This is a genomic window from Pimelobacter simplex (assembly GCF_900114845.1).
In the GTDB taxonomy this organism is placed as follows: domain Bacteria; phylum Actinomycetota; class Actinomycetes; order Propionibacteriales; family Nocardioidaceae; genus Nocardioides; species Nocardioides simplex.
In genome coordinates this window covers 568,185-589,901 of record NZ_FOUK01000003.1, presented here as the reverse complement: position 1 = coordinate 589,901, position 21,717 = coordinate 568,185, and the positions used below count along the sequence as shown (strand labels likewise).

The window sequence follows — 21,717 nt, the reverse complement described above, 5'->3', positions numbered from 1 at the left end:
TCAGCCCATCTTGGCGGCCCCGGCCCGCGCGATCCGAGCGATGTCGCGGGCGGGGACGGTCTTCGGCAGCATGACCCGCATCGCCATCACCCGCTTGCCCTCGCGGACGTAGACGATCGTGCTCCGCTGCACTCCGGGGTCGGTCGACCACTCCTGGACCTGCCGGTAGGCCACCCGCTGGTCGCCCAGCCGCGGCAGCGCGGCGGGACGCACGCGCACCGTGAGGACGCTGCCGACCTGGTAGTGCGAGCAGGCGCGCACGTAGCGCTTCATGTCCGTGACGAGCCGCTTGGCCTCCGCGACGGTGCGGAACTGCACCAGGGCGGTGTAGAACCCCCGCTTCCGGGCGGCCCAGTTGTCCCTGTTGCCGAACCACAGGACCTTCTTCGCCCGCGTCTCGGTCGGCGTGCAGCCTGCCGGGCTCGGGTGGCTCACGCTCGGGTTGCCGACGCCCCGCGTCAGGTCCTCGCGCGCGAGCGCGGGGAACACCTTGACGACGTCCGCCCGGCTGACGACGTCGCGCCATCGCACGGGCGCGGCCTGGGCGCTCGGCGCGAGCGTGGCGAGCAGCGCGGTCAGGGTCACGGCGATCACGGTGACCAGGGGCAGCCGGGTCCGAGAGGTGCGACGCATGAGAGGAGCGTAGGAGACCGGAGCCCCAGAACGGCGGAACGCCCCGCCCCCACGAGGGGACGGGGCGTTCCTACTGTCCCCGCTCTACTGCCGGCCCTTGAGCTTCACCGTGACCTTCCCGGCGAAGGGCGCGACCTTGGCGTCACCCTTGTAGGTGACCTTCGCCCCGACCTTGCGGACGTGGTGGCGCCACAGCTTGGCCAGCTGCGGCTTGGCCTTGATCGTCAGGACCCCACGGACCACCTTGCCCGTGTAGGTGCGGCCCTTGATCGTGACCTTGACCTTGCCGCTCGGCGTGGCGCCGCTCTTGACCTTGACGCCGATCTTGACGACGCCCTTCTTGGCGACCGCGGTCTTGGCGACCGTGGCCGGGCTGGGCGCCGGCGGCGCGACGGGCGTGTCGCAGATGCTCAGCGCCACGTTGTCGATGTACCAGCCGTCGACGCCGTTGCAGCCGTCCATGCCGAAGTCGAACCGGAACTGGACGGTGTCGCCCTCGTCCGCGATCTCGGACAGGTCGATCGCCGAGAAGCCCCACGAACCGGTCGGCACGCCGCCGTCGGTGCCGGTGAACGCCTCCTCGCCGGCCATCGGGTTGGTGTTGTCCTCCTCGGCGCTCAGCAGCGTGGTGCGCGGACCGTTGTAGATCCAGGCGTCGGCCGGGACCAGCTCGTAGGCCTCGCCGTTGACGCTGACCTTGACGTTGCCGCCGTCGGTGCGGACCTCGGACGACATGTACTGGTCGAAGGTGAGCCGGGGCAGGTCACCCTCGGGCACCGTCAGCTCGGGCGTCGCCACGCTGACCCGCGAGCTGTAGTCGTTCGGGTCGTTGGGCTTGCAGCTGCCGTAGTTGCCGGCATTGCCCTTGTCGTTGAAGTAGAGCATCCCGGCGCCGCCCTTGTGCGGGGTCCCCTTCTCGCTGATCGGGGGCAGCGCGCGGCTGATGGTCGGCTCGAAGTAGCTGTTGTCGGCGTCGATGTCCGTGGTCCAGCCGGCCGGGAGACCGGCCCCCTCGAACTCCTGGGACCACAGCTTCTTGGTGACCGTGCCGTCGCCGCAGCCGACCGTGCCCTTGCGGAACATCAGGCGGAAGTTGCACTGCACGGGCTTGACCCGCAGCTCGGTGGCCTGGGCCACCTTGGTGACCGCGGCGCAGTCGGCGGCGGTGATGGCCGGCATCGGACCGCCGTCGGCCTGCCCGCCACCGGTCGGGCCGGTGCCCACGGTGAGCTTCTTCAGCGAGGTGTTGCCGGTCAGGTCGCGGCACGAGGCGTCGAGGCCGTCGGCGAGCTCGGCGAAGCCCGAGATCGGCGTCAGGTACGACGTCTGGGTGCGCCAGAAGATGTTCGCGGCCTTGTCGAGCCCGATGCCCGGGACGGTGACGCCGTTGAACGTGCCGCCGTCGACGAGCAGGGCGTAGGTGTGGTTGACCACGCCGGAGTTGGTGTGCACGCCGCCGTTGTCGGCGGTGTCGCAGTAGTACTCCTCGTCGGAGACCTTGCCCGGGTCGCCGTAGCAGTTCGGGTTCCACATGTCGCGGATCGCGCCGCCGAAGGCCGGGTCGTCCTCGCCCGAGAGCCAGCGGTAGCTGGCGTCCAGCACGGGAGCGCCGGCCGGCGCCATCGTGATGTTGAGGGTGCCGGTGGCCGACTTGATCCGGGTGCCGTCGGCCTTGGAGACCATCGCACCGTAGAGCGGCGAGTCACCCGAGATCGAGCCGATGGGGCTGTCGTTGTTGCCGACGATGATGCCAGTGGCCCCGGCGTCCTCGGCGTGGTCGATCTTCACGGTGAAGTTGCAGGAGCCGCGGTCGACGTAGACGAACTTGCCCGCGATGGCCGCGGCGTTGTCGAAGGGCGAGCAGCCGTCGGTGGTCGTGCCGACGGCCGGGTCACCGGGGTTCTCGTCGACGTCGGTGCCGATCACCATGTCGGAGGTGATCTCGCTGCCGATGACCGGGCCGAAGGACGCCGGGACGACGACGCAGCTGCCGGCCGCCTCGGCCGGGCTGTTGACCACGAGCGTGATGGCGGTGCGCGTGCCCTGCGAGCAGTGGCCGTCGGTGCGGAGCGCGGTCTCGTCGGGCGTGTTGAAGCGGTCGTTGAGCATGTCGACCGTCTCGCCCCAGATGTCGGAGTAGGCCTCGTTCATAGCGCCCGACTGCCACTGGTAGAGCAGGCCGGAGGTGTACTCGGTGTACGCGTGGCCCCACTCGTGGGCGACGGTGTCGTCGGAGGAGACGCCCGAGCAGTAGTTGGTCGAGGTGCCGTTCCAGTTGGCGTTGGGGCAGGCGATGTCGGGGTCGTTGTTGACCGTGATCATCTTCTTGCCGTTGCCGTCGAAGGAGTCGCGGCCGAAGGAGTTCTTGAAGAACCAGTAGGCCTCACCGGTGCCCTGGACCTCGTTCTGCTGGTCCTGGTCGAGAGTGCCGGGGAAGGGGTCGCCCTCCTTCCAGACGGGGGTGTCCTCGATGGTCTCCTCGTGCAGCTCGCGGTCGAGCGCGTGGGCGATCATCGAGTACCGGTTGACCGCCTTGCCGGTCGTGGCGTCGAGGATGCTCGTCTCGCGGACCTGCTGGCCGTCGGTCACCTCGACCACCCAGGCGAGGAGGTTGCGGCCCTCGACGCCCTGCAGGGCGCCGAGCCGGTAGACGCTCAGCTCGGCCTTGGTGACCGTGAGCTTCGCGGCGTCGGGCTTGGCGGCGTCCTCGCCGGCGCCGGCGGGCGCGCGGCTGGCGAGCCGCTTGGCCGTCGCCTCGGCGGTCGCGCGGTCGATGCTCGGCTTCACGTCGAGGTTGAGCTTCGGGGCGACGTATCCGGACACGGAGGTCAGGTCGCCGTCGGAGTCGAGCTGCGCGCGGAGCTTGGCGCCGAACACCGGCACGCCCTGGTAGGTCTGGTCGAAGTCGACCGTGTAGCCGGCCGGCGTCGCGGTGACGGTGGACTGGTCGAGCTGGGCGGAGGTGGCGCCGAAGGCGCGGGCGTACTTGTCGACGTACTCCGTCGCCTTGGCGGCGGCGCCGGACTTCGACCTGCCGGAGACCTCACTCGGGTAGAGGTCGCCGGTGGCGCTGATGAAGCCGACCTTGGCGGTCGCCGGCGAGGTCCGCGCGGTGACGCTGCCCTGGGCCTCGTTGCGCATCTGCTGGAGGACCGACGGGTCGTTGGGTGCCGCGGTGACGGGCGACGAAGGGACCACGGCCAGGGCTGCGCCCACGAGCGAGAGGCCGATTCCCTTCTGCAGGAGCCCGGACAGGTTGTGTCTCACGAAATGTCTCCTCGGGGGTGAGTCGTGTCGTCGGCGGGGGCCGAGTGTCGCCCGCTCCGGACACGTCCTCGGCACCTTAGGGCGCAGGAATACGGCAGGTCCAGGGGTTCTGCGGAAGGCATCCGCCTTCTTTGTCGAGGCGCAGGAGATCGTCCCGGGTTCCAGGTGTGACGCGGGAGACGGGTGGTGCTGGTGGGACCACCGCGAGCGGGGGAGCCCGCTCCCGCGTGTTGTCCCTGGGACGGGTGGGACGATCGCCTAGGTTTGGTGTCATGGCGACCCGTACGTCTTCCCCGCCGGCGTCGCGCAGCAGGACCACCTCTTCCTCCCGCTCGGGCGCGAAGAAGACAGCCAGCTCGCGTTCCCGGAGTACGACCACCAAGAAGAAGCCCGCCGCGAAGAAGTCCGCTTCGGCCCGGCGGCCGGCTCCGCGCGCCGTGCGCAGCGGTCCCGGCCCGGTCGTGCGGCTGTTCACGGCGCTCGGTCGTGGGGTGGTGGCGCTCTGGCTCGCGTTCGCGCACGGGATCGGCGCGGTCGCCCGCGGCGTCGGGCACGGCGCGCGCGACATCGAGCCCGAGCAGCGCCGCGACGGCTTCGGCCTGCTGCTGGTCGCCGTCTCGATCGTCATCGCCGCTGCGGTGTGGTTCGAGCTGCCCGGCGGGGTCATGAACTTCACGCGGGCCGCCGTGTCCGGGTCGGTGGGCAAGGTCGGGTGGCTGGTGCCGCTGATCGTGCTGCTGGCCGGCTGGCGGATCATGCGCGACCCGGCCGGCAACGGGCCGGCCGGCCGCCAGGTCGTCGGCTGGACGGCGCTCTCGTTCGGCCTGCTCGGCATCGTGCACATCGCCAACGGCAGCCCGGAGCCCGTCCAGGGCGACACCCTGCCGCTGCGCGACGGCGGCGGCGCGGTCGGGTACGTCGTCTCGGCGCTGCTGCTCGACCTGCTCCGCTCGCCGGGCGTCGTCGTCCCGCTGCTGGCGCTGCTCGCGTTCTTCGGCGTCCTGGTGATCACCGCGACGCCGCTCTACCGCGTCCCGGACCGGCTGCGCGACCTCGGCGACGTCCTGCTCGGGCGCCACCACGGCGACGACGACGGCGACCAGACCCAGGCGATGCGCCTCGACGACACCTTCGAGCGGATGGGCGACCCGGCGTACGACTCGCCGGTGCTGGCCGAGCCGAAGAAGAGGCGCCGCAAGAAGAGCGAGGAGCCCGACCCGGCCGAGGAGTCGATGGAGCTGCTCGAGCCCATCGACCTGCCGCTCACCGACGACGAGCCCGAGCCGATCGACCCCGAGGCGGGCTCCAACGCCCTCATCGCGCGCCGGCTGGCCCGGTCCACCCCCGCCGCCGACGACGACCCGGCCGACCTCGAGCCGCCGCCGCACGCCGACCTGCCCCAGCGCGTCGAGCAGCTCGCGCTGTCCGGCGACATCGTCTACACGCTCCCCGACGCCTCCGCGCTCAAGCCGGGCGACCCGCACCGGGCGCGCTCCAAGGCCAGCGACGACGTGGTCGACCGGCTGCAGACGGTGCTCGACGAGTTCAACGTCGACGCCCAGGTCACCGGCTACACCCGCGGCCCGACGGTCACCCGCTACGAGATCGAGCTCGGCACCGGCGTCAAGGTCGAGAAGATCCTCGGCGTCCAGCGCAACATCTCCTACGCCGTCGGCTCGGAGGACGTGCGGATCCTCAGCCCGATCCCCGGCAAGTCCGCGGTCGGTGTCGAGATCCCCAACTCCGACAAGGAGATCGTCTCCCTCGGCGACGTGCTGCGCTCCAACGTCGCGCGCAACGACCACCACCCGCTGATCTCCGGCCTGGGCAAGGACGTCGAGGGCGGCTTCGTCGTCGCGAACCTCGCGAAGATGCCGCACCTGCTGGTCGCCGGCGCCACCGGCTCCGGAAAGTCGTCCTTCATCAACTCGATGATCACCTCGGTGCTCATGCGCTCCACGCCCGACGAGGTGCGGATGATCATGGTCGACCCCAAGCGGGTCGAGCTCAACGCCTACGAGGGCGTGCCGCACCTGATCACGCCGATCATCACCAACCCCAAGAAGGCCGCCGAGGCGCTCGAGTGGGTCTGCCGCGAGATGGACATGCGGTACGACGACCTCGCCAACTTCGGCTTCCGGCACATCAACGACTTCAACAAGGCCGTGCGCGAGGGCAAGGTCGAGGTGCCGCCGGGCAGCGAGCGCGTGCTCACGCCGTACCCGTACCTGCTGGTGATCGTCGACGAGCTCGCCGACCTGATGATGGTCGCCCCGCGCGATGTCGAGGGCTCGATCGTCCGGATCACCCAGCTCGCCCGGGCCGCCGGCATCCACCTGGTGCTCGCCACGCAGCGCCCCTCGGTCGACGTCGTGACCGGCCTGATCAAGGCGAACGTCCCGTCCCGGCTGGCGTTCGCGACGTCCAGCCTCGCCGACAGCCGCGTCATCCTCGACACCCCGGGTGCCGAGAAGCTGGTCGGCCAGGGCGACGGCCTGTTCCTGCCGATGGGCGCCTCCAAGCCCATCCGCGTGCAGGGCTCCTGGGTCAGCGAGTCCGAGATCCAGCAGGTCGTCAAGCACTGCAAGGGCCAGCTCGAGCCCAGCTACCGCGAGGACGTCACCGCACCGGCCGCGTCCAGCAAGGTGCTCGACGACGACATCGGCGACGACATGGACCTCGTGGTCCAGGCGATCGAGCTCGTCGTCTCCACGCAGTTCGGCTCGACGTCGATGCTGCAGCGCAAGCTCCGCGTCGGCTTCGCCAAGGCCGGCCGGCTGATGGACATCCTCGAGAGCCGGGGCGTGGTCGGACCGAGCGAGGGCTCCAAGGCCCGCGACGTCCTGGTCAAGCCCGACGAGATCGACGCCGTGATCATGACCATCCAGGGGGAGGCGTGACCCAGATGACCGAGTTCCCGACCCAGCCCGACGGCCCGGACGCCGAGCACGCCGAGCACGTCGAGCCCACCGAGCACGTCGAGCCCACCGAGCCGATCGGCTCCGACCTGCGGGTCGAGGTGCGCCGCAACGTCGGCCTGTCCGCCGCGGTCGCGGGCTTCGCCGGCCTGCTCACCGTGGCCTTCGCGGCCCGGGCGTTCACCGGCGGCACCGCCCTCGACTGGCTGGCCTTCGGCGTCCTCGCCCTGGTCGCCGTCGCCCACGCCGCCTCGATCGCCGACGGCCGCGCGCCGCTCCTGGTCGCCGACGCGCACGGCGTCCGGCTGCGCCAGGGCGCGCAGTGGCGCGGGATCGCTTGGGCCGACGTCGACTGCCTCGAGCACCTGCCCCGCCGTGGCCTCCTGCGCGACGGCCACCTCCTCGTCGACGGGTACGACGACCAGCAGCTCGTCGTCCCGCTCACGCTGGCCACCCGCCTGGTCGGCGCGGAGTCCGCGACGCTGAGCGACGTCCTCGCCGAGCTGGCCGACGGTCGCGCCGACGTCACCGAGGTCGTTCCGGGCCTGCCCGACGACAGCCCGGCCGCGAACCGCTCCGGCTCCGCCGCGGTGCCGAAGCTGAGCGACCTCTACGCCGAGGACGACGTGCCCGCCGTCCCCGAGGAGCGGCACGGGATCTCCGCCCGGGTCGCCGCCGGTCTCGCCGGCCACGCCCAGGCCGACACCGAGGCCGACGCCGAGGCCGACGCCGAGGCCGACGCCGAGGAGACCGGTGAGATCCCGCTCGACGCCGCCGACGACGAGGACACCGGCGAGATCGCGGCCGTCGAGCCGGAGCGCCCCACGGTGCTCCCGGCCCGGGTCGCCCTCGACCGCCCGTATCTGCCCGAGGCGCCCGCGGCGGCCCCGGTCACGCCGGTGGCTCCCGCGGACGACGTCGACCCGGTCACCGTCGTCCTCGACGACCTGGCCGTCCGCCCCGCGGCCGAGCCGGTGATCGGCCCCGAGCTGACCGCCGCGCGCGACCGGCTCCGGCTGACCATCGACCAGCTCTCGGAGCGGACCCGGATCCGGCCCCACGTCATCGAGGCGATCGAGGTCGACGACTTCGCGCCCTGCGGCGGGGACTTCTACGCCCGCGGTCACCTGCGCACGCTGGCCCGGGTCCTGGGCATCGACGCCGGCCCCCTCCTCGCCTCGTACGACGCGAGCTACGCCCACGCGCCGGTCGACCCGCGCCGGGTCTTCGAGGCCGAGCTCGCGACGGGCGCCGGCGGCTCGATCCGCAGCACCCGCGGCGGGCGCAACTGGTCGGTGCTCATCGCCGCCGTGATGGGGGCCGTGCTCATCTGGTCGGTCGCCAAGCTGGCGATGGACGGCCCGGAGCCGGTCTCGTCCACGCCGGTCCTCAACCAGAGCGGCGGCGTCTCCAAGACGGCCGCGGCCAAGGGGGACCCGGTCAAGCTGAGCCTGACCGCCGCCGGCGGTGGCGCGCAGCTCGTGATCCGCGACGCCGCGGGGGAGATCGTCTTCGACGGCAACCTCGCGTTCGGCCAGTCCACCTCGCTCAAGGTGGTCCCGCCGGTGCGGATCTGGTCCTCCGACGGCTCGGTCACCTACGCCCTGGCCGGCAAGAAGCAGCAGGCGCTCGGCGAGACCGGTGCCGAGGTCTCCAAGACGCTCGTCGCCCGCTGAGCGAGCCCCGAAACCACCTTCCGCACCGCCCGCGCCGCCCCGCTGGTCCCGCCCTTCCCGGGCGGTGGTCAGCGGGGCGGTGTCGTTCTGCGCACGGAGCCGGGTTCGGTGGATGCCGGGCGCGGGTGCTTTCGCCGGTATCCTCGACCGGACATGACCAGCACGCCTGCCACTCCCGTCTCGGTTGCCCTGCTCACGCTCGGGTGCGCCCGCAACGACGTCGACTCCGAAGAGCTGGCGGGTCGTCTCGCCGCCGACGGCTTCACGCTCGTCGACGACCCCGAGGACGCCGACACCGTGGTGGTCAACACCTGCGGCTTCGTCGACGCCGCCAAGAAGGACTCGATCGACACGCTGCTCGCGGCGGCCGACCTCAAGGAGTCCGGCCGGCCGCAGGCGGTCGTCGCGGTGGGCTGCCTGGCCGAGCGGTACGGCGAGGAGCTGGCCGACTCGCTGCCCGAGGCCGACGCGGTGCTCGGCTTCGACGACTACCAGGACATCTCCGGGCGGCTCCGGTCGATCCTGGCGGGGGAGAAGCCGCACCCGCACACCCCGCGCGACCGACGGCTGCTGCTGCCGATCAGCCCCGCCGAGCGGCAGGCCGCCGTCGAGTCCTTCACGCCGGCCGACGTCGACATCGCGATCCCCGGCCGCTCCGCCATCCGGCGCCGGCTCGACGGTGGGCCGATGGCGCCGCTCAAGCTCGCCAGCGGCTGCGACCGGCGCTGCACGTTCTGCGCGATCCCGATGTTCCGCGGCTCCTTCGTCAGCCGCCGGCCCTCCGACGTGCTGCAGGAGGCGGTGTGGCTGGCCGAGCAGGGCGTCAAGGAGCTGTTCCTGGTCTCGGAGAACTCGACCTCCTACGGCAAGGACCTCGGCGACCTCGGCCTGCTCGAGACGCTGCTGCCCGAGCTGGCCGCCGTCGACGGCATCGAGCGGGTGCGGGTCTCGTACCTGCAGCCCGCCGAGACCCGGCCGGGCCTGGTCCGCGCGATCGCGACGACGCCCGGCGTGGCGCCGTACTTCGACCTGTCGTTCCAGCACGCGAGCGCGACCGTGCTGCGCCGGATGCGCCGCTTCGGCGACCCCGAGAGCTTCCTCGGCCTGCTCGCCCAGGTGCGCGAGCTCGCGCCCGAGGCCGGCGTCCGCTCCAACGTGATCGTCGGCTTCCCCGGCGAGACCGACGAGGAGTTCCAGACCCTGTGCGACTTCCTCGTCGCCGCCCAGATGGACGTCACCGGCGTCTTCGGGTACTCCGACGAGGACGGCACCGAGGCCGAGAAGCTCCCCGGCAAGCTCGACGACGACGAGATCCGCGCCCGGGTCCAGCACGTCACCGACCTGGTCGGCGAGCTCACCGCCCAGCGCGCCGAGGAGCGGATCGGCAGCACCGTCGAGGTGCTCGTCGAGGAGGTCGACCCCGACCAGACCGGCGACGGCACCGTCGAGGGCCGGGCCGCGCTCCAGGGCCCCGAGGTCGACGGGACGACGCGCGTGCTCGGCGTCCCCGGCGCCCGGGTGGGCGACCTCGTCCGCGCCGTCGTCGTCGCCTCCGACGGCGTCGACCTGATCGCCGAGCCGGCAGGAGAGCAGCGATGACCGGGACCAGCACGGGCCAGACCCCTGCCGCCGCGAAGCCGAGCAACTTCAACCTGCCCAACGCGCTCACCACGCTGCGGATCCTGCTCGTCCCCGTCTACGGCTGGGTGCTCCTGCACGACGGCGGCGACTCGGTGACCTGGCGGACCGTCGCCTGGGGCATCTTCTTCGTCGCCATGGTCACCGACAAGGTCGACGGCGACATCGCCCGCGCCCGCAACCTGGTCACCGACTTCGGCAAGATCGCCGACCCCATCGCCGACAAGGCGATCACCGGCATGGCCTTCATCGGCCTCTCGATCATCATGGACACCTGGTGGATGTGGACGATCACCGTCGTCGTCCTGGTCCGCGAGTGGGCAGTGACCCTGCTCCGCCTCTCGGTGCTCAAGTCCGTGGTCATCGCCGCCGCCCAGAGCGGCAAGTGGAAGACCGTCGCCCAGGCCCTCGCCCTCGGCCTGCTCAGCCTGCCCCTCCTCGAGGTCGACGGCTGGCTCGACGTCCCCGGCGAGGTGACCTACGGCGTCGCGATCGCACTGCTGCTCGTCGCCTTCGTGCTGACCCTCTGGTCCGGCTACGAGTTCTTCCGCGACGTCTGGCGCCAGCGGGACACCCTCCGCGGCGGCAGCAAGTCGTCCGCGGCCTGACTCCCTCCGCACGCGTCTGTGCGGTCCCCGGGAGCGCGGGGAGCCGAATCTTCACCGATTCGTTGCAGGAGTTTTTCCCAGTTGCTTGCCAACGGGTCGGTGGGTCGGCATAAGGTCATGCCTCTTCCCCCCGATCTCGCCGGCTTCTCGGGCGTGCGATTTCGGCAGTTCTTGCCGTTGTTCGACGACCCGGAAGATGCCCATGCGCTCCGTGAAGCAGTTGTTGTTCGGTTCTCTTGGCGCGGCCGTGGCCTTCTCAGGCCTGACCGTGCTCACCACCTCGCCGGCCCAGGCCAACCCGGGCGGCACCGGCCTGGTCATCTCCGAGCTCTACGGAGGCGGTGGCAACGCGAATGCCACCTACACCTACGACTTCGTCGAGCTCTACAACCCGACGAACGCTCCGATCTCGCTCGGCGGCAAGAGCCTGCAGTACCGGGCCTCGGCCAACACGGGGGTGCCATCTGCCTCGAACACGTATGCGTTGCCGTCGGTGCAGCTGGGCGCGGGCAAGCACTACCTGGTTCAGTGCGCGACCAACAACGCGGCCGTAGGGGCTCCGCTCCCGCAGACCGCTGACACGACTGCATGCGGCCTTCAGCTGAGCGGCACAGCGGGCCAGCTCTACCTGGCAGACACGGCCACCTCGATCCCGGCCCAGACGAACCCGGCGGCGCCTTGGGTCTTCGACTCGCGCGTGATCGACCTGGTCGGCTTCGGATCGGGCACGACCGTGTTCGAGGGATCCGACAAGGCCGCGGCGCCCTCGGCGACGGCGTCCATCTCGCGTGACAGCGTCGGCAAGGACACGGACGACAACAAGGCCGACTTCACTGTGCTCATCGGCGCAGCGATGACCCCGACCAACAGCTCCGGTGGTCAGCCGAGCCCGCTCGCGGTCACCAACGTCACCAACAAGACCTACAACCAGGGCTCCGCGATCGCCCCGATCACCCTCGCGGCGACCGGCGGCGTCAGCCCCTACTCCTGGTCCAGCACCACGCTCCCGGCCGGCCTGACGCTGAACGGCAACAAGATCGAGGGCACCCCGACCGCGCTCGGCACGACGTCGGTCACGGTCACGGCGACCGACGCGGCCACGCCGACGGCGGCGACCGCCGAGACGACGTTCTCCATCACGGTCGAGGCGGCGCTCGAGCTCAAGACGATCGCCGACATCCAGGGCACGGGCGCGCGCTCGCCCTACGCGCCGGCGACGGGCAACGACAGCGGCCAGAAGGTGCGCACCCAGGGCGTCGTCACGGCGATGTACCGCACGGGCGGCCTCAACGGCATGTTCATCCAGACCGGGGGCACCGGGACGACGCCGCGGCCCGCGCCCGACGCCTCCGACGCGATCTTCGTGTACGGCGGCAGCACCATGGCCAACATCCCCGCCGGCATCGACGTCGGTGACTCCGTCGACGTGACCGGCTGGGTGAGCGAGTTCTACAACGCCACCCAGATCTCGCCCGGCGCGACGGGTGTCTCGAAGCTCCCGACCGCGCTCCCGCCGGTGACCCCGCTGGCGGTTGCGTTCCCCAAGACGGACGCCGAGCGCGAGCCCCTCGAGGGCATGCTGCTCCAGCCGGCCGGCGCACTGACCGTCTCCAACGTCTACGCCACCAACCAGTACGGCGAGGTCGGCCTCGCCACCGGCGACCTGCCGCTCAAGCAGCCCTCCGAGTACGCCGACGCGACCGACCCGGCCGCGCTCCAGGCGGTCAAGGACGAGAACGCCGAGCGGGCCGTCGTCCTCGACGACGGTGCGACGACCAACTTCCTGCAGAACCAGACCACCAAGGGCCTCCCCGTGCCGTACCTGACGGGTGCGAACGGGCAGTCCAGCGCGGTGCCGCCGCGGGTGGGTGCAGGCGTGACGTTCAACAGCGCGGTCGTCCTCGACTGGCGCAACGACGCCTGGAAGCTCCAGCCGCGAGGCCCGGTGACGCTCAACGGCGCCGACGTCGTCAGCTTCGAGGACACCCGCGCGCAGAACCTCGCGCCGCAGGACGTCCTGGGCGCCGACGGCGACATCAAGATCGCGACGTTCAACGTCCTCAACTACTTCAACACCACCGGTGAGGCCTATGTCGCCGCCGGCCCGCTGCAGAAGCCGCCGGTCGACACGGTGTGCACCTGGTACACCGACCGGCAGAGCAACAAGATCGGCAACAACTCCTGCGGCGTCCGCCTGATCGACGACCCGACGAAGAACGACGGGCGTGGCCCGCGCGGTGCCGCGACGGCCGACAGCCTCGCGCGCCAGGAGGCCAAGCTCGCCAAGACCATCGTCGACATGGACGCCGACGTGATCGGCCTCGAGGAGATCGAGAACTCGATCAAGCTCCCCGGCGAGACCAACCGCGACGACGCGGTCGGGCGCCTGGTCCAGCTCCTCAACAACATCGAGGGCGCCGGCACCTGGAAGTACGTGCGCAGCCCCGGCTCCGCGACCACCGCGCAGGCGATCGCCGAGCAGGACACCATCCGCCCGGCCTTCATCTACAAGCCCGCCGCGGTGACCCCCGTCGGCCAGTCCGAGATCCTCTTCGGCACCGACGAGTTCGCCAACGCCCGCGAGCCGCTGGCCCAGGCGTTCAAGCGCACCGGTGCCGCGGACGACGACGCCTTCGGCGTGATCGTCAACCACTTCAAGTCCAAGGGCGACAACCCCGCGGGCGTCCCGCCGGCCACCGGCGACAACGCCAACAACGACGACACCGGCGCCTTCAACGGCGACCGCAAGCGCCAGGCCACCCGCCTGGTCCAGTTCGCTGACGACTTCTCGGCCGAGCGCGGCATCGACGCGATCTTCCTGGCCGGCGACTTCAACTCGTACTCGGGCGAGGAGCCGATCAAGATCCTCAAGAACGGCGGCTACGCCCCGATCGAGTCCGACACCGAGGGCGAGATGTCGTACTCGCACTCGGGCCTGTCCGGCTCGCTCGACCACGTGCTCGGCAACCCCGCCGCCAAGGCACTGGTGACCGGCGCGGACATCTGGGAGATCAACGCCAACGAGGCGATCTCGTACCAGTACAGCCGCTACAACTACAACGTCACCGACTTCTGGCAGCCGACCCTCCCGTTCGCGACCTCCGACCACAACCCGGAGATCGTCGGCCTGGACCTGCCCGAGCCGAGCGGTGCGACGTACAAGGAGATCCAGGTCCTCGGGACCAACGACTTCCACGGCCGCCTGCTGCCCGACGGCGGCAACGCGGCCGGCGCGGGGCCGTTCGCGACGGCCGTCGAGGAGCTGCGCGCCGAGAACCCGAACACCATCTTCGCCGCCGCCGGCGACCTGGTCGGCGCCTCGACGTTCGAGTCCTTCATCCAGGACGACAACCCGACGATCGACGCCCTCAACGCGATGGGCCTCGAGGTCTCCGCGGCGGGCAACCACGAGTTCGACCGCGGCTACGACGACTTCGTCAACCGGATCCAGAACCGGGCCGACTGGGAGTACATCGCGGCCAACGTCAACGAGCCGGCCGGCCAGCCGGACAAGCTCGCCGAGACCTGGACCAAGACCATCGACGGCGTCAAGGTCGGCTTCGTCGGTGCGGTGACCGAGGACCTCCCGGCCCTCGTCAACCCGGCTGGCATCCAGGGCGTGACCGTGTCCGACGTCGTCGACGCGACCAACGCCGCCGCCACCGACCTCAAGAACGACGGTGCGGACCTGGTGATCCTGCTGGTGCACGAGGGCGCTCCGACGACGAGCTGCTCGTCGGGCACCGACGCCTCCACCACGTGGGGCAATATCGTCCAGAACACGTCGGCCCAGGTCGACGCGATCATCTCCGGGCACACCCACCTGGCCTACAACTGCAAGTACACCGTGCCCCAGTGGGTCGTCGGTGGCCGCGCGGTGACGCAGCGTCCGGTGGTCTCGGCCGGTCAGTACGGCACGAACCTCAACAAGCTGGTCTTCAAGTTCGACACGACGTCCGGCCAGCTCGCCGTCGTCACCCAGGAGATCGTCGCGGCCGCCGGTGTCGGCTACGCGCCCGACCCGGACGTCCAGGCCATCGTCAACGCCGCCGTCACCCACGCGGAGACCGCCGGCGCCGTGAAGCTCGGCTACATGGAGGGTGGCTTCAACCGGGCGCGCTACCTGCCGGGCGGCAACTCCACCGAGAACCGCGGTGGCGAGTCGACGCTGAACAACCAGGTCGCGGAGGTCCAGCGCTGGGCCACCGACAAGGCCGGCATCGACACCGACATCGCGTTCATGAACCCGGGCGGCCTGCGTGCCGACATGACCGGGACGGCCGACGGCGGGCAGCGCTCGCTCAGCTACCGCGAGGCGGCCGACGTCCAGCCGTTCGCCAACACGCTGGTCAACATGAAGCTGACCGGGGCCCAGCTCAAGAAGGTCCTCGAGCAGCAGTGGCAGCGCACCGCCCAGGGCGGCGTCCCGTCGCGCCCGTTCCTGCGCCTCGGCGTGTCGAAGGGCTTCACCTACACCTACACCGAGACGCCCGAGACGGTCAGCGTGCCCAACTCGCCGCCCGTCCAGACGGTCAAGGGCGAGATCACCGGCATGTGGCTCGACGGCCAGCCGATCGACCCCGCCACGACCTACTCGGTGACGGTCAACTCGTTCCTCGGCGGCGGTGGCGACAACTTCTGGGAGCTCGCCAACGGCACCCAGAAGGTCGACACCGGTCAGGTCGACCTGCAGGCGATGGTCGACTACATGAAGCAGTTCCCCGTGGGGAGCCCGCTTCCGGTCGACTACAGCCAGCGTGCGGTCCGCCTCACGCCGGCCGCCGACGCCCCGGACACCTACCGCTCCGGTGACACCGTGAAGTTCTCGGTCGGCTCGTGGGCGATGTCGGCCAACGGCGACGCCACCGACACCCAGCTCCAGGTCAAGCTCGGCAACGACGTGCTCGGCACGGTCGACGTCGACAACGCCCTCGGCAACCGGCCCTACGACGACTACGGCACCGCCGCGGTCTCCGTGCAGCTGCCCGCCGACGTGCCCGATGGCGACGTCACGCTGACGGTCTACGGGCCGACGACCAAGACCTCGGTGCCCTACGTCATCAAGGTCGACGACGTGCGGAAGATCCAGGTGCTCGGCACCAACGACTTCCACGGCCGCCTCCTGCCCACGGCCGCCAACCGCGAGGCCGGCGCCGCCGTCCTCTCCGGCGCGGTCAAGAAGCTGCGGACCGACAACCCGAACACGATCTTCGCGGCGGCGGGCGACCTCGTCGGAGCCTCGACGTTCGAGTCCTTCATCCAGAAGGACAAGCCGACGATCGACGCGCTCAACGAGGCCGGTCTCGACGTCTCGGCGGTCGGCAACCACGAGCTCGACCAGGGCTACGACGACCTCGTCAACCGGATCATGGCCGACTACGACGCCACCTCCAACCCGCTCGGCGGCGCGCAGTGGAAGTACCTCGCGGCCAACCTCAAGGTCAAGGCCACCGGTGACGACGCCGTCCCGGCGACCTGGATCAAGACGATCGACGGGGTCGACGTCGGGTTCGTGGGTGCGGTCACCGAGGACCTGCCCACGCTGGTCTCGCCGTCCGGGATCGCCGACCTGCGGGTCGACGACATCGTTGACTCGGTCAACACCGAGGCCGCCGACCTGCGCACGCAGGGCGCCGACGTGGTGGTCATGCTCGTGCACGAGGGCTCGCCGGTCACCGACTGCACCTCGACGCAGTTCACCGACCCGGCGACGACCTGGGGCAATATCACCCAGAACGTCTCCTCCGACGTCGACGCGATCGTCTCCGGCCACACCCACCTTGCCTACAACTGCTCCTTCCCGGTGGCGGACTGGGCGAGCGAGGGCCGCGCGGTCACCCAGCGTCCGGTCGTCTCGTCCGGCCAGTACGGCATGAACCTCAACCAGCTGGAGTTCTCGGTCGACGAGTCCGGCAAGGTGGTCGGGCTCGACACCGCGATCCTGCCGCTGATGACGACGGACCCTGACGGCAGCGGCCCGCTGCTGCCGACGGCGCTCTACCCGGCTGACCCGGCGGTGCAGGCCATCGTCGACGCCGCCGTGAGCAAGGCCGACGTGCTCGGTGCCAAGGAGCTCGGCGAGCTCGGCGGGGTCTTCAACCGGGCCAAGCTGAGCAACGGCAACGAGAACCGCGGCGGCGAGTCCGCACTGGGCAACCTCGTCGCCGAGGTCCAGCGCTGGGCGACCGAGAAGCCGGAGTCGGGAAGCGCGCAGATCGCGTTCATGAACCCGGGCGGTCTGCGTCAGGACATGGGCGGCACGGTCGTCGACCAGGCCTACCTCGACGCGCACCCCGACTCCACCGCGCAGATCGGTGACCGCGTCCTGAGCTACAAGCAGGCCGCCGTCGTCCAGCCGTTCGCCAACACCCTGATGAACATGAAGCTCACCGGCGCCCAGATCAAGAAGGTGCTCGAGCAGCAGTGGCAGCGCGACGGGACCGGCAAGGTCCCGACCCGGCCGTTCCTGCGGCTCGGCGTCTCGGAGGGCTTCACCTACACCTACGCCGAGAAGCCGGTGACGGTGCAGGGGACGGCCACCTTCGAGGGCACGGTCACGGGCATGTGGCTCAACGGGACGCCGATCGACCTCGGCGCGACGTACTCGGTCACGGTGAACTCGTTCCTCGCCTCGGGCGGTGACAACTTCTTCGAGCTCAAGGAGGGCACCAGCCGGGCCGACACGGGCAAGGTCGACCTGCAGGCGATGGTGGACTACCTCGCGGCCAAGGCGGCGAGCACCCCGCTCCCGCTCGACTCCAGCCAGCGTGCGGTCGGGATCGTGTTCCCGGCCGGCGCCCCGGCGTCGTACCAGCCGGGGGGCCACGTCGTCCTCGACGTGAGCTCGTGGACCATGTCGACGGCCGCGGACGCCAAGGACACCGAGATCCAGGTCAAGCTGGGCAACCAGCAGATCGGGACCGCGACCCTCGACAACACGATCGGCACCGCCGTCTACGACCAGTACGGCACCGCCCACGTCGACGTCACCCTGCCGGCGAACCAGCCGGCCGGCGCCACGTCGCTGACGCTGGTCGGGGGCACCACCGGTACCGAGGTGGTCGTCCCGATCACCGTTGCCCAGGGCGGCTTCGTCAACGACACCAAGCCGGCGATCACCGGTACGCCGAAGGTCGGCGTCGAGCTGTCCACCACGGCGGGCACCTGGACCCCGGCGCCGACGTCGACCGCCTACCAGTGGCTGGCCGACGGCGCCGAGATCACCGGCGCCACCACGGACAAGCTCACCCCGACGGCCGCACAGGCCGGCAAGGTGATCACGGTCGAGGTGACGGTCAAGGCCGACGGCTACGCCGACGGCGTGGCGATCTCCGACCCGACGGCCGCCGTGGCCAAGGGGGCGTTCGCCAACGACGCCAAGCCGGCGATCACCGGTACGGCGCAGGCCGGCTCCGAGCTGTCCGCCACGGCGGGCACGTGGACGCCGACGCCGACCTCGACGGCGTACCAGTGGCTGGCCGAGGGTGCCGAGATCACCGGCGCCACCGCCGACAAGTACACCCTCACCGGTGCCGAGGTCGGCAAGGAGATCACGGTCCGGGTCACGGTCAAGGCCGACGGCTACGACGACGGGGTCGCGGTCTCCGACCCGACGGCCGAGGTGGACAAGAAGTCGTTCACCACGCAGCCCACGCCGACGATCTCCGGGACCGTCCGGGTCGGCAAGGTGCTCACGGCTAACGCCGGGACCTGGGTGCCGACGCCGGCCTCGCTGACCTACGAGTGGTTCGCCAACGGCGCGCCGATCGCGGGGGTCACCGGGAGCACGCTGCGGCTCAAGGGAGCCCTGGCCGGCAAGCGGATCACCGTCCAGGTGCGGGCCACCGCGCCCGACTACAAGGACGCGATCGTCTCGTCCGCGCAGACCGTGCCGGTCGCCAAGGGCGCGGTGACGATGTCGGTCAAGACCGCTCCGGGCAAGATCAAGGTCAAGAAGACCAAGCTGACCGTCACCGTCTCGCTGGTCAACGCCGACCGCGAGCCGGTCACCGGCAAGGTGAAGGTCAAGGTCAAGGGCCTGCCCGCCAAGACCGTCACCGTGGTCAACGGCAAGGCCGTGGTCAAGCTCGGCAAGTCGACCTCGGTCGGCCGCAAGAAGGTCACGGTCACCTACCTGGGCAGCAGCGCGCTGCTGCCGCAGAAGACGGTCACGTCGGTCTGGGTGGTCCGCCGCTGACCTGACCGGATCTGATCCGGGAAGCACCTCGCCGAGAGCCTCGGTCGGTGGCCCGTGACACCATGCGTGTCGTGGGAACACCGGCCGAGGCTCTCGTCCATGCCCTGCGTGCGCGCGGGGCCAGCGTCGCGACCGCCGAGTCGCTCACCGGCGGGCGGCTCGCCGCGCGGCTGACCGACGTGCCCGGCTCGTCGCACGTCTTCGTCGGCGGGGTGGTGAGCTACCAGACGCAGGTCAAGGTCGAGGTGCTCGGCGTCCCGCAGGACGTCGTCGACCGCGACGGCGTCGTCTCGGCGCCCTGCGCCCGCGCCATGGCCGAGGGCGTCCGGCGTCTCGTGGGCGCCGACTACGCGCTGAGCACCACGGGCGTGGCCGGTCCGGAGCGCCAGGAGGACAAGCCCGTCGGCACCGTGTACGTCGGCCTGGCCGGCCCCGAGGCGACGCGCGTGGTCGCGCTCGAGCTCGGCGGCGGGCGGGGTGAGATCCAGGACGCGACGGTCCTGGCGGCCCTCGCCGCGCTGACCGAGGAGCTCGACGGGGTCTCAGCGGCCGGGCGTCCCGCGGAAGATTCGGGGCTCGGGTAGCGTTGGAGCCACGACCCGTCGTTCCACGACCCCGGAGAGGAGATCGAGATGGTGCTCTTCCGCCGCTCGCTCGGTGACATCCTGCGCAGCCGTCGTGCTGAGCTCGGGCTGACCCTCCGCGAGGTCTCCGGCGCTGCTCGGGTCAGCCTCGGCTACATCTCGGAGATCGAGCGCGGCCAGAAGGAGGCCTCCTCCGAGCTGCTCGCCTCGCTCTGCGAGGCCCTCGACGTCCCGCTGTCCGACGTCCTGCGCGACGTCGCCGACGCCGTGGCCCTCGAAGAGGCCGCCCTGCTCGGCCCCGTGCCGACCCCGATCGCGCCGCGTCGTGCGGGTGAGGTCGTGGCCTCGGCCGCCTGATTCGGCCGCGGGAGTTTCGCCGGTCGACCGGCGAAACTCACGCTGGACCGATGAAGTTCCGTCGGTCCAGCGTGAGTTTTGTACGTCTAGTTGCGCCTCAGCGCTGCCGGGCCATGTTCTCCAGCCGCGCGATCCGCTCGTCCATCGGCGGGTGGGTCGAGAACATCCGCTGGACGTCGGCCGCCCGGAACGGGTTCGCGATCATCATGTGGCTGGCGTTCTGCAGCTGCGGGGTGGGCGCGAGGGGAGCGCGGGCGGTGCCGGACTCGAGCTTGCGCAGCGCCGAGGCCAGGGCGAGCGGGTCGCCGGTGAGGCGGGCGCCGTCCTCGTCGGCGTCGTACTCGCGGGTGCGGCTGATCGCCATCTGGATGACGGCCGCGGCGAAGGGGGCGAGCAGGGCGGTGCCGATCATGACGAGCGGGTTGGGGCGCTCGTCGTTGCTGCCGCCGCCGAAGATCGACGAGAAGGCGAGGAACTGCGCGACCGAGCTGATCACGCCGGCCACGGCCGCCGCGACCGAGCCGGTGAGGATGTCGCGGTTGTAGACGTGCATCAGCTCGTGCCCGAGGACGCCGCGCAGCTCGCGCTCGTCGAGCAGGCCGAGGATGCCCTCGGTGCAGCAGACGGCGGCGTTCTGGGGGTTGCGGCCGGTCGCGAAGGCGTTGGGGGCCTGGGTGGGGGAGACGAAGAGGGCCGGCATCGGCTGGTTCGCGGCGGTGGAGAGCTCGCGGACGATGCGGTACATGGCCGGCTGCTGGGACTCGGTCACCGGGTAGGCGTGCATCGCCTTGATGGCGAGCTTGTCGGAGTTCCAGTAGCCGTAGGCCGTGGTGGCCACACCGATGAGCGCGAAGATCCAGATGAAGGCGGAGCTGCCCGTGGCAGCGGCGATGAGGCCACCGACGGCGAGCAGCAGCGCGAAGATCGCGCCGAAGAGGCCCGCGGTCTTGAGCCCGTTGAAATGGCGGTGCATGCCAGGTCAACGAACGGCGGGCGGTCGGACGTTCCTGGCGCGCGAGGAGACCCAGGTCACGCAGGTGCCGGCTGGCAGCGGGGGCACCAGTACGTCGTCCGCTCGCGGCCGGGTGGGCCGACGGTGCCGGCCTCGATGGGGGTCCCGCAGCGCAGGCAGGGACGGCGCTGGCGGCGGTAGACCCAGACCGGGTCGCGCCGGTTGCCGGTGGTGAGCGGCTGGCCGTGCTCGCGGCCGGAGCGGAGCAGTGCCCGGGCCCGGCGCAGGAGGCGCAGCGGGTCGGCGACGGCGGCGACCGGCCCGAGCGGGTGGGCGCCCTGGACGAAGCAGGTCTCGGCGAGCCAGATGGTGCCGATCCCGGCGACGACGGTCTGGTCGAGGAGCGCCTCGCCCAGCACCCGCTCCGGTACGGCGACCAGCCGGGCGAGCGCGGTGGCCTCGTCGTCGGGGGTCCAGGCGCCGAGCAGGTCGGGCCCGAGGTGGCCGACGACGGCGTCCTCGCCGGCGGTGGGCAGCAGCTCGACCAGGCCGAGCCGGAACCCGATCGCCTCGACTCGGTCGGTGCGCAGCGCGACCCGGGCCTCGTGGGCCGGCCCCGGCCAGTGCTCGCCGGCCCGGACGACGCGCCAGCTGCCCTCCATCTTGAGGTGGGTGTGCAGGGTCAGCGGGACGCCGTCGGCCGTGGTGAGCCGGGTGAGCAGGTGCTTGCCGTGGGTGCCGGTCCGCTCGACCACGGCGCCGGACAGGTCGGTGGTGGCCAGCTGCGGGACCCGGAAGTCGCTGGCCAGCAGGGTGGCGCCGGCGAGGGCCCGGTCGAGCCGGTCGGCCGTACGGCGGACGGCGTCTCCCTCGGGCACGGCGGCTCC

Annotated in this window: 11 protein-coding genes; 7 read left to right on the top strand and 4 right to left on the bottom strand. The window is 71.2% G+C overall.

The features are described from left to right. Both BM223_RS15615 and BM223_RS30075 read right to left on the bottom strand, forming a co-directional pair. Entirely contained in the window at positions 1-633 is a 633-nt protein-coding gene (locus BM223_RS15615) for a hypothetical protein (RefSeq protein ID WP_038679565.1), read from the bottom strand. Between the two features lie 84 nt (positions 634-717). Further along, complete coding sequence (locus tag BM223_RS30075) at positions 718-3,900, bottom strand: M4 family metallopeptidase (protein ID WP_052138734.1); 3,183 nt, start codon at positions 3,898-3,900, stop codon at positions 718-720. Positions 3,901-4,172: 272 nt separating this feature from the next. Here BM223_RS30075 and BM223_RS15605 point away from each other — a divergent pair, with 272 nt between their 5' ends. The 7 genes from BM223_RS15605 to BM223_RS15575 all read left to right on the top strand — a co-directional run bounded on the left by BM223_RS15605 (position 4,173) and on the right by BM223_RS15575 (position 19,878). Beyond that, complete coding sequence (locus tag BM223_RS15605) at positions 4,173-6,800, top strand: FtsK/SpoIIIE family DNA translocase (protein WP_082003682.1); 2,628 nt, start codon at positions 4,173-4,175, stop codon at positions 6,798-6,800. A 5-nt stretch (positions 6,801-6,805) separates the two neighbouring features. Next, a complete protein-coding gene (locus BM223_RS15600; protein ID WP_141267270.1) occupies positions 6,806-8,494 on the top strand; it encodes a helix-turn-helix domain-containing protein in 1,689 nt (562 codons plus the stop codon). Between the two features lie 153 nt (positions 8,495-8,647). After that, positions 8,648-10,093, top strand: a complete 1,446-nt coding sequence (gene rimO / locus BM223_RS15595; protein ID WP_038679561.1) for a 30S ribosomal protein S12 methylthiotransferase RimO — start codon at positions 8,648-8,650, stop codon at positions 10,091-10,093. Next, positions 10,090-10,740, top strand: a complete 651-nt coding sequence (gene pgsA / locus BM223_RS15590; RefSeq protein WP_038679559.1) for a CDP-diacylglycerol--glycerol-3-phosphate 3-phosphatidyltransferase — start codon at positions 10,090-10,092, stop codon at positions 10,738-10,740. The genes rimO and pgsA overlap by 4 nt, the downstream gene beginning before the upstream one ends. A gap of 247 nt (positions 10,741-10,987) precedes the next feature. Beyond that, complete coding sequence (locus BM223_RS28450) at positions 10,988-18,937, top strand: ExeM/NucH family extracellular endonuclease (RefSeq protein ID WP_052138733.1); 7,950 nt, start codon at positions 10,988-10,990, stop codon at positions 18,935-18,937. Between the two features lie 71 nt (positions 18,938-19,008). Beyond that, complete coding sequence (locus BM223_RS15580) at positions 19,009-19,521, top strand: CinA family protein (RefSeq protein ID WP_235318925.1); 513 nt, start codon at positions 19,009-19,011, stop codon at positions 19,519-19,521. A 42-nt stretch (positions 19,522-19,563) separates the two neighbouring features. Then, entirely contained in the window at positions 19,564-19,878 is a 315-nt protein-coding gene (locus BM223_RS15575) for a helix-turn-helix domain-containing protein (protein ID WP_425319921.1), read from the top strand. Between the two features lie 97 nt (positions 19,879-19,975). On the opposite strand, the gene htpX is transcribed toward BM223_RS15575, so the two are convergent. Continuing rightward, on the bottom strand, positions 19,976-20,851 hold the full coding sequence (gene htpX, locus BM223_RS15570; RefSeq protein ID WP_038679553.1) for a zinc metalloprotease HtpX: 876 nt from the start codon (positions 20,849-20,851) through the stop codon (positions 19,976-19,978). Positions 20,852-20,907: 56 nt separating this feature from the next. Beyond that, positions 20,908-21,708, bottom strand: a complete 801-nt coding sequence (locus BM223_RS15565; RefSeq protein ID WP_038679551.1) for a DNA-formamidopyrimidine glycosylase family protein — start codon at positions 21,706-21,708, stop codon at positions 20,908-20,910. Positions 21,709-21,717: the final 9 nt, after the last annotated feature.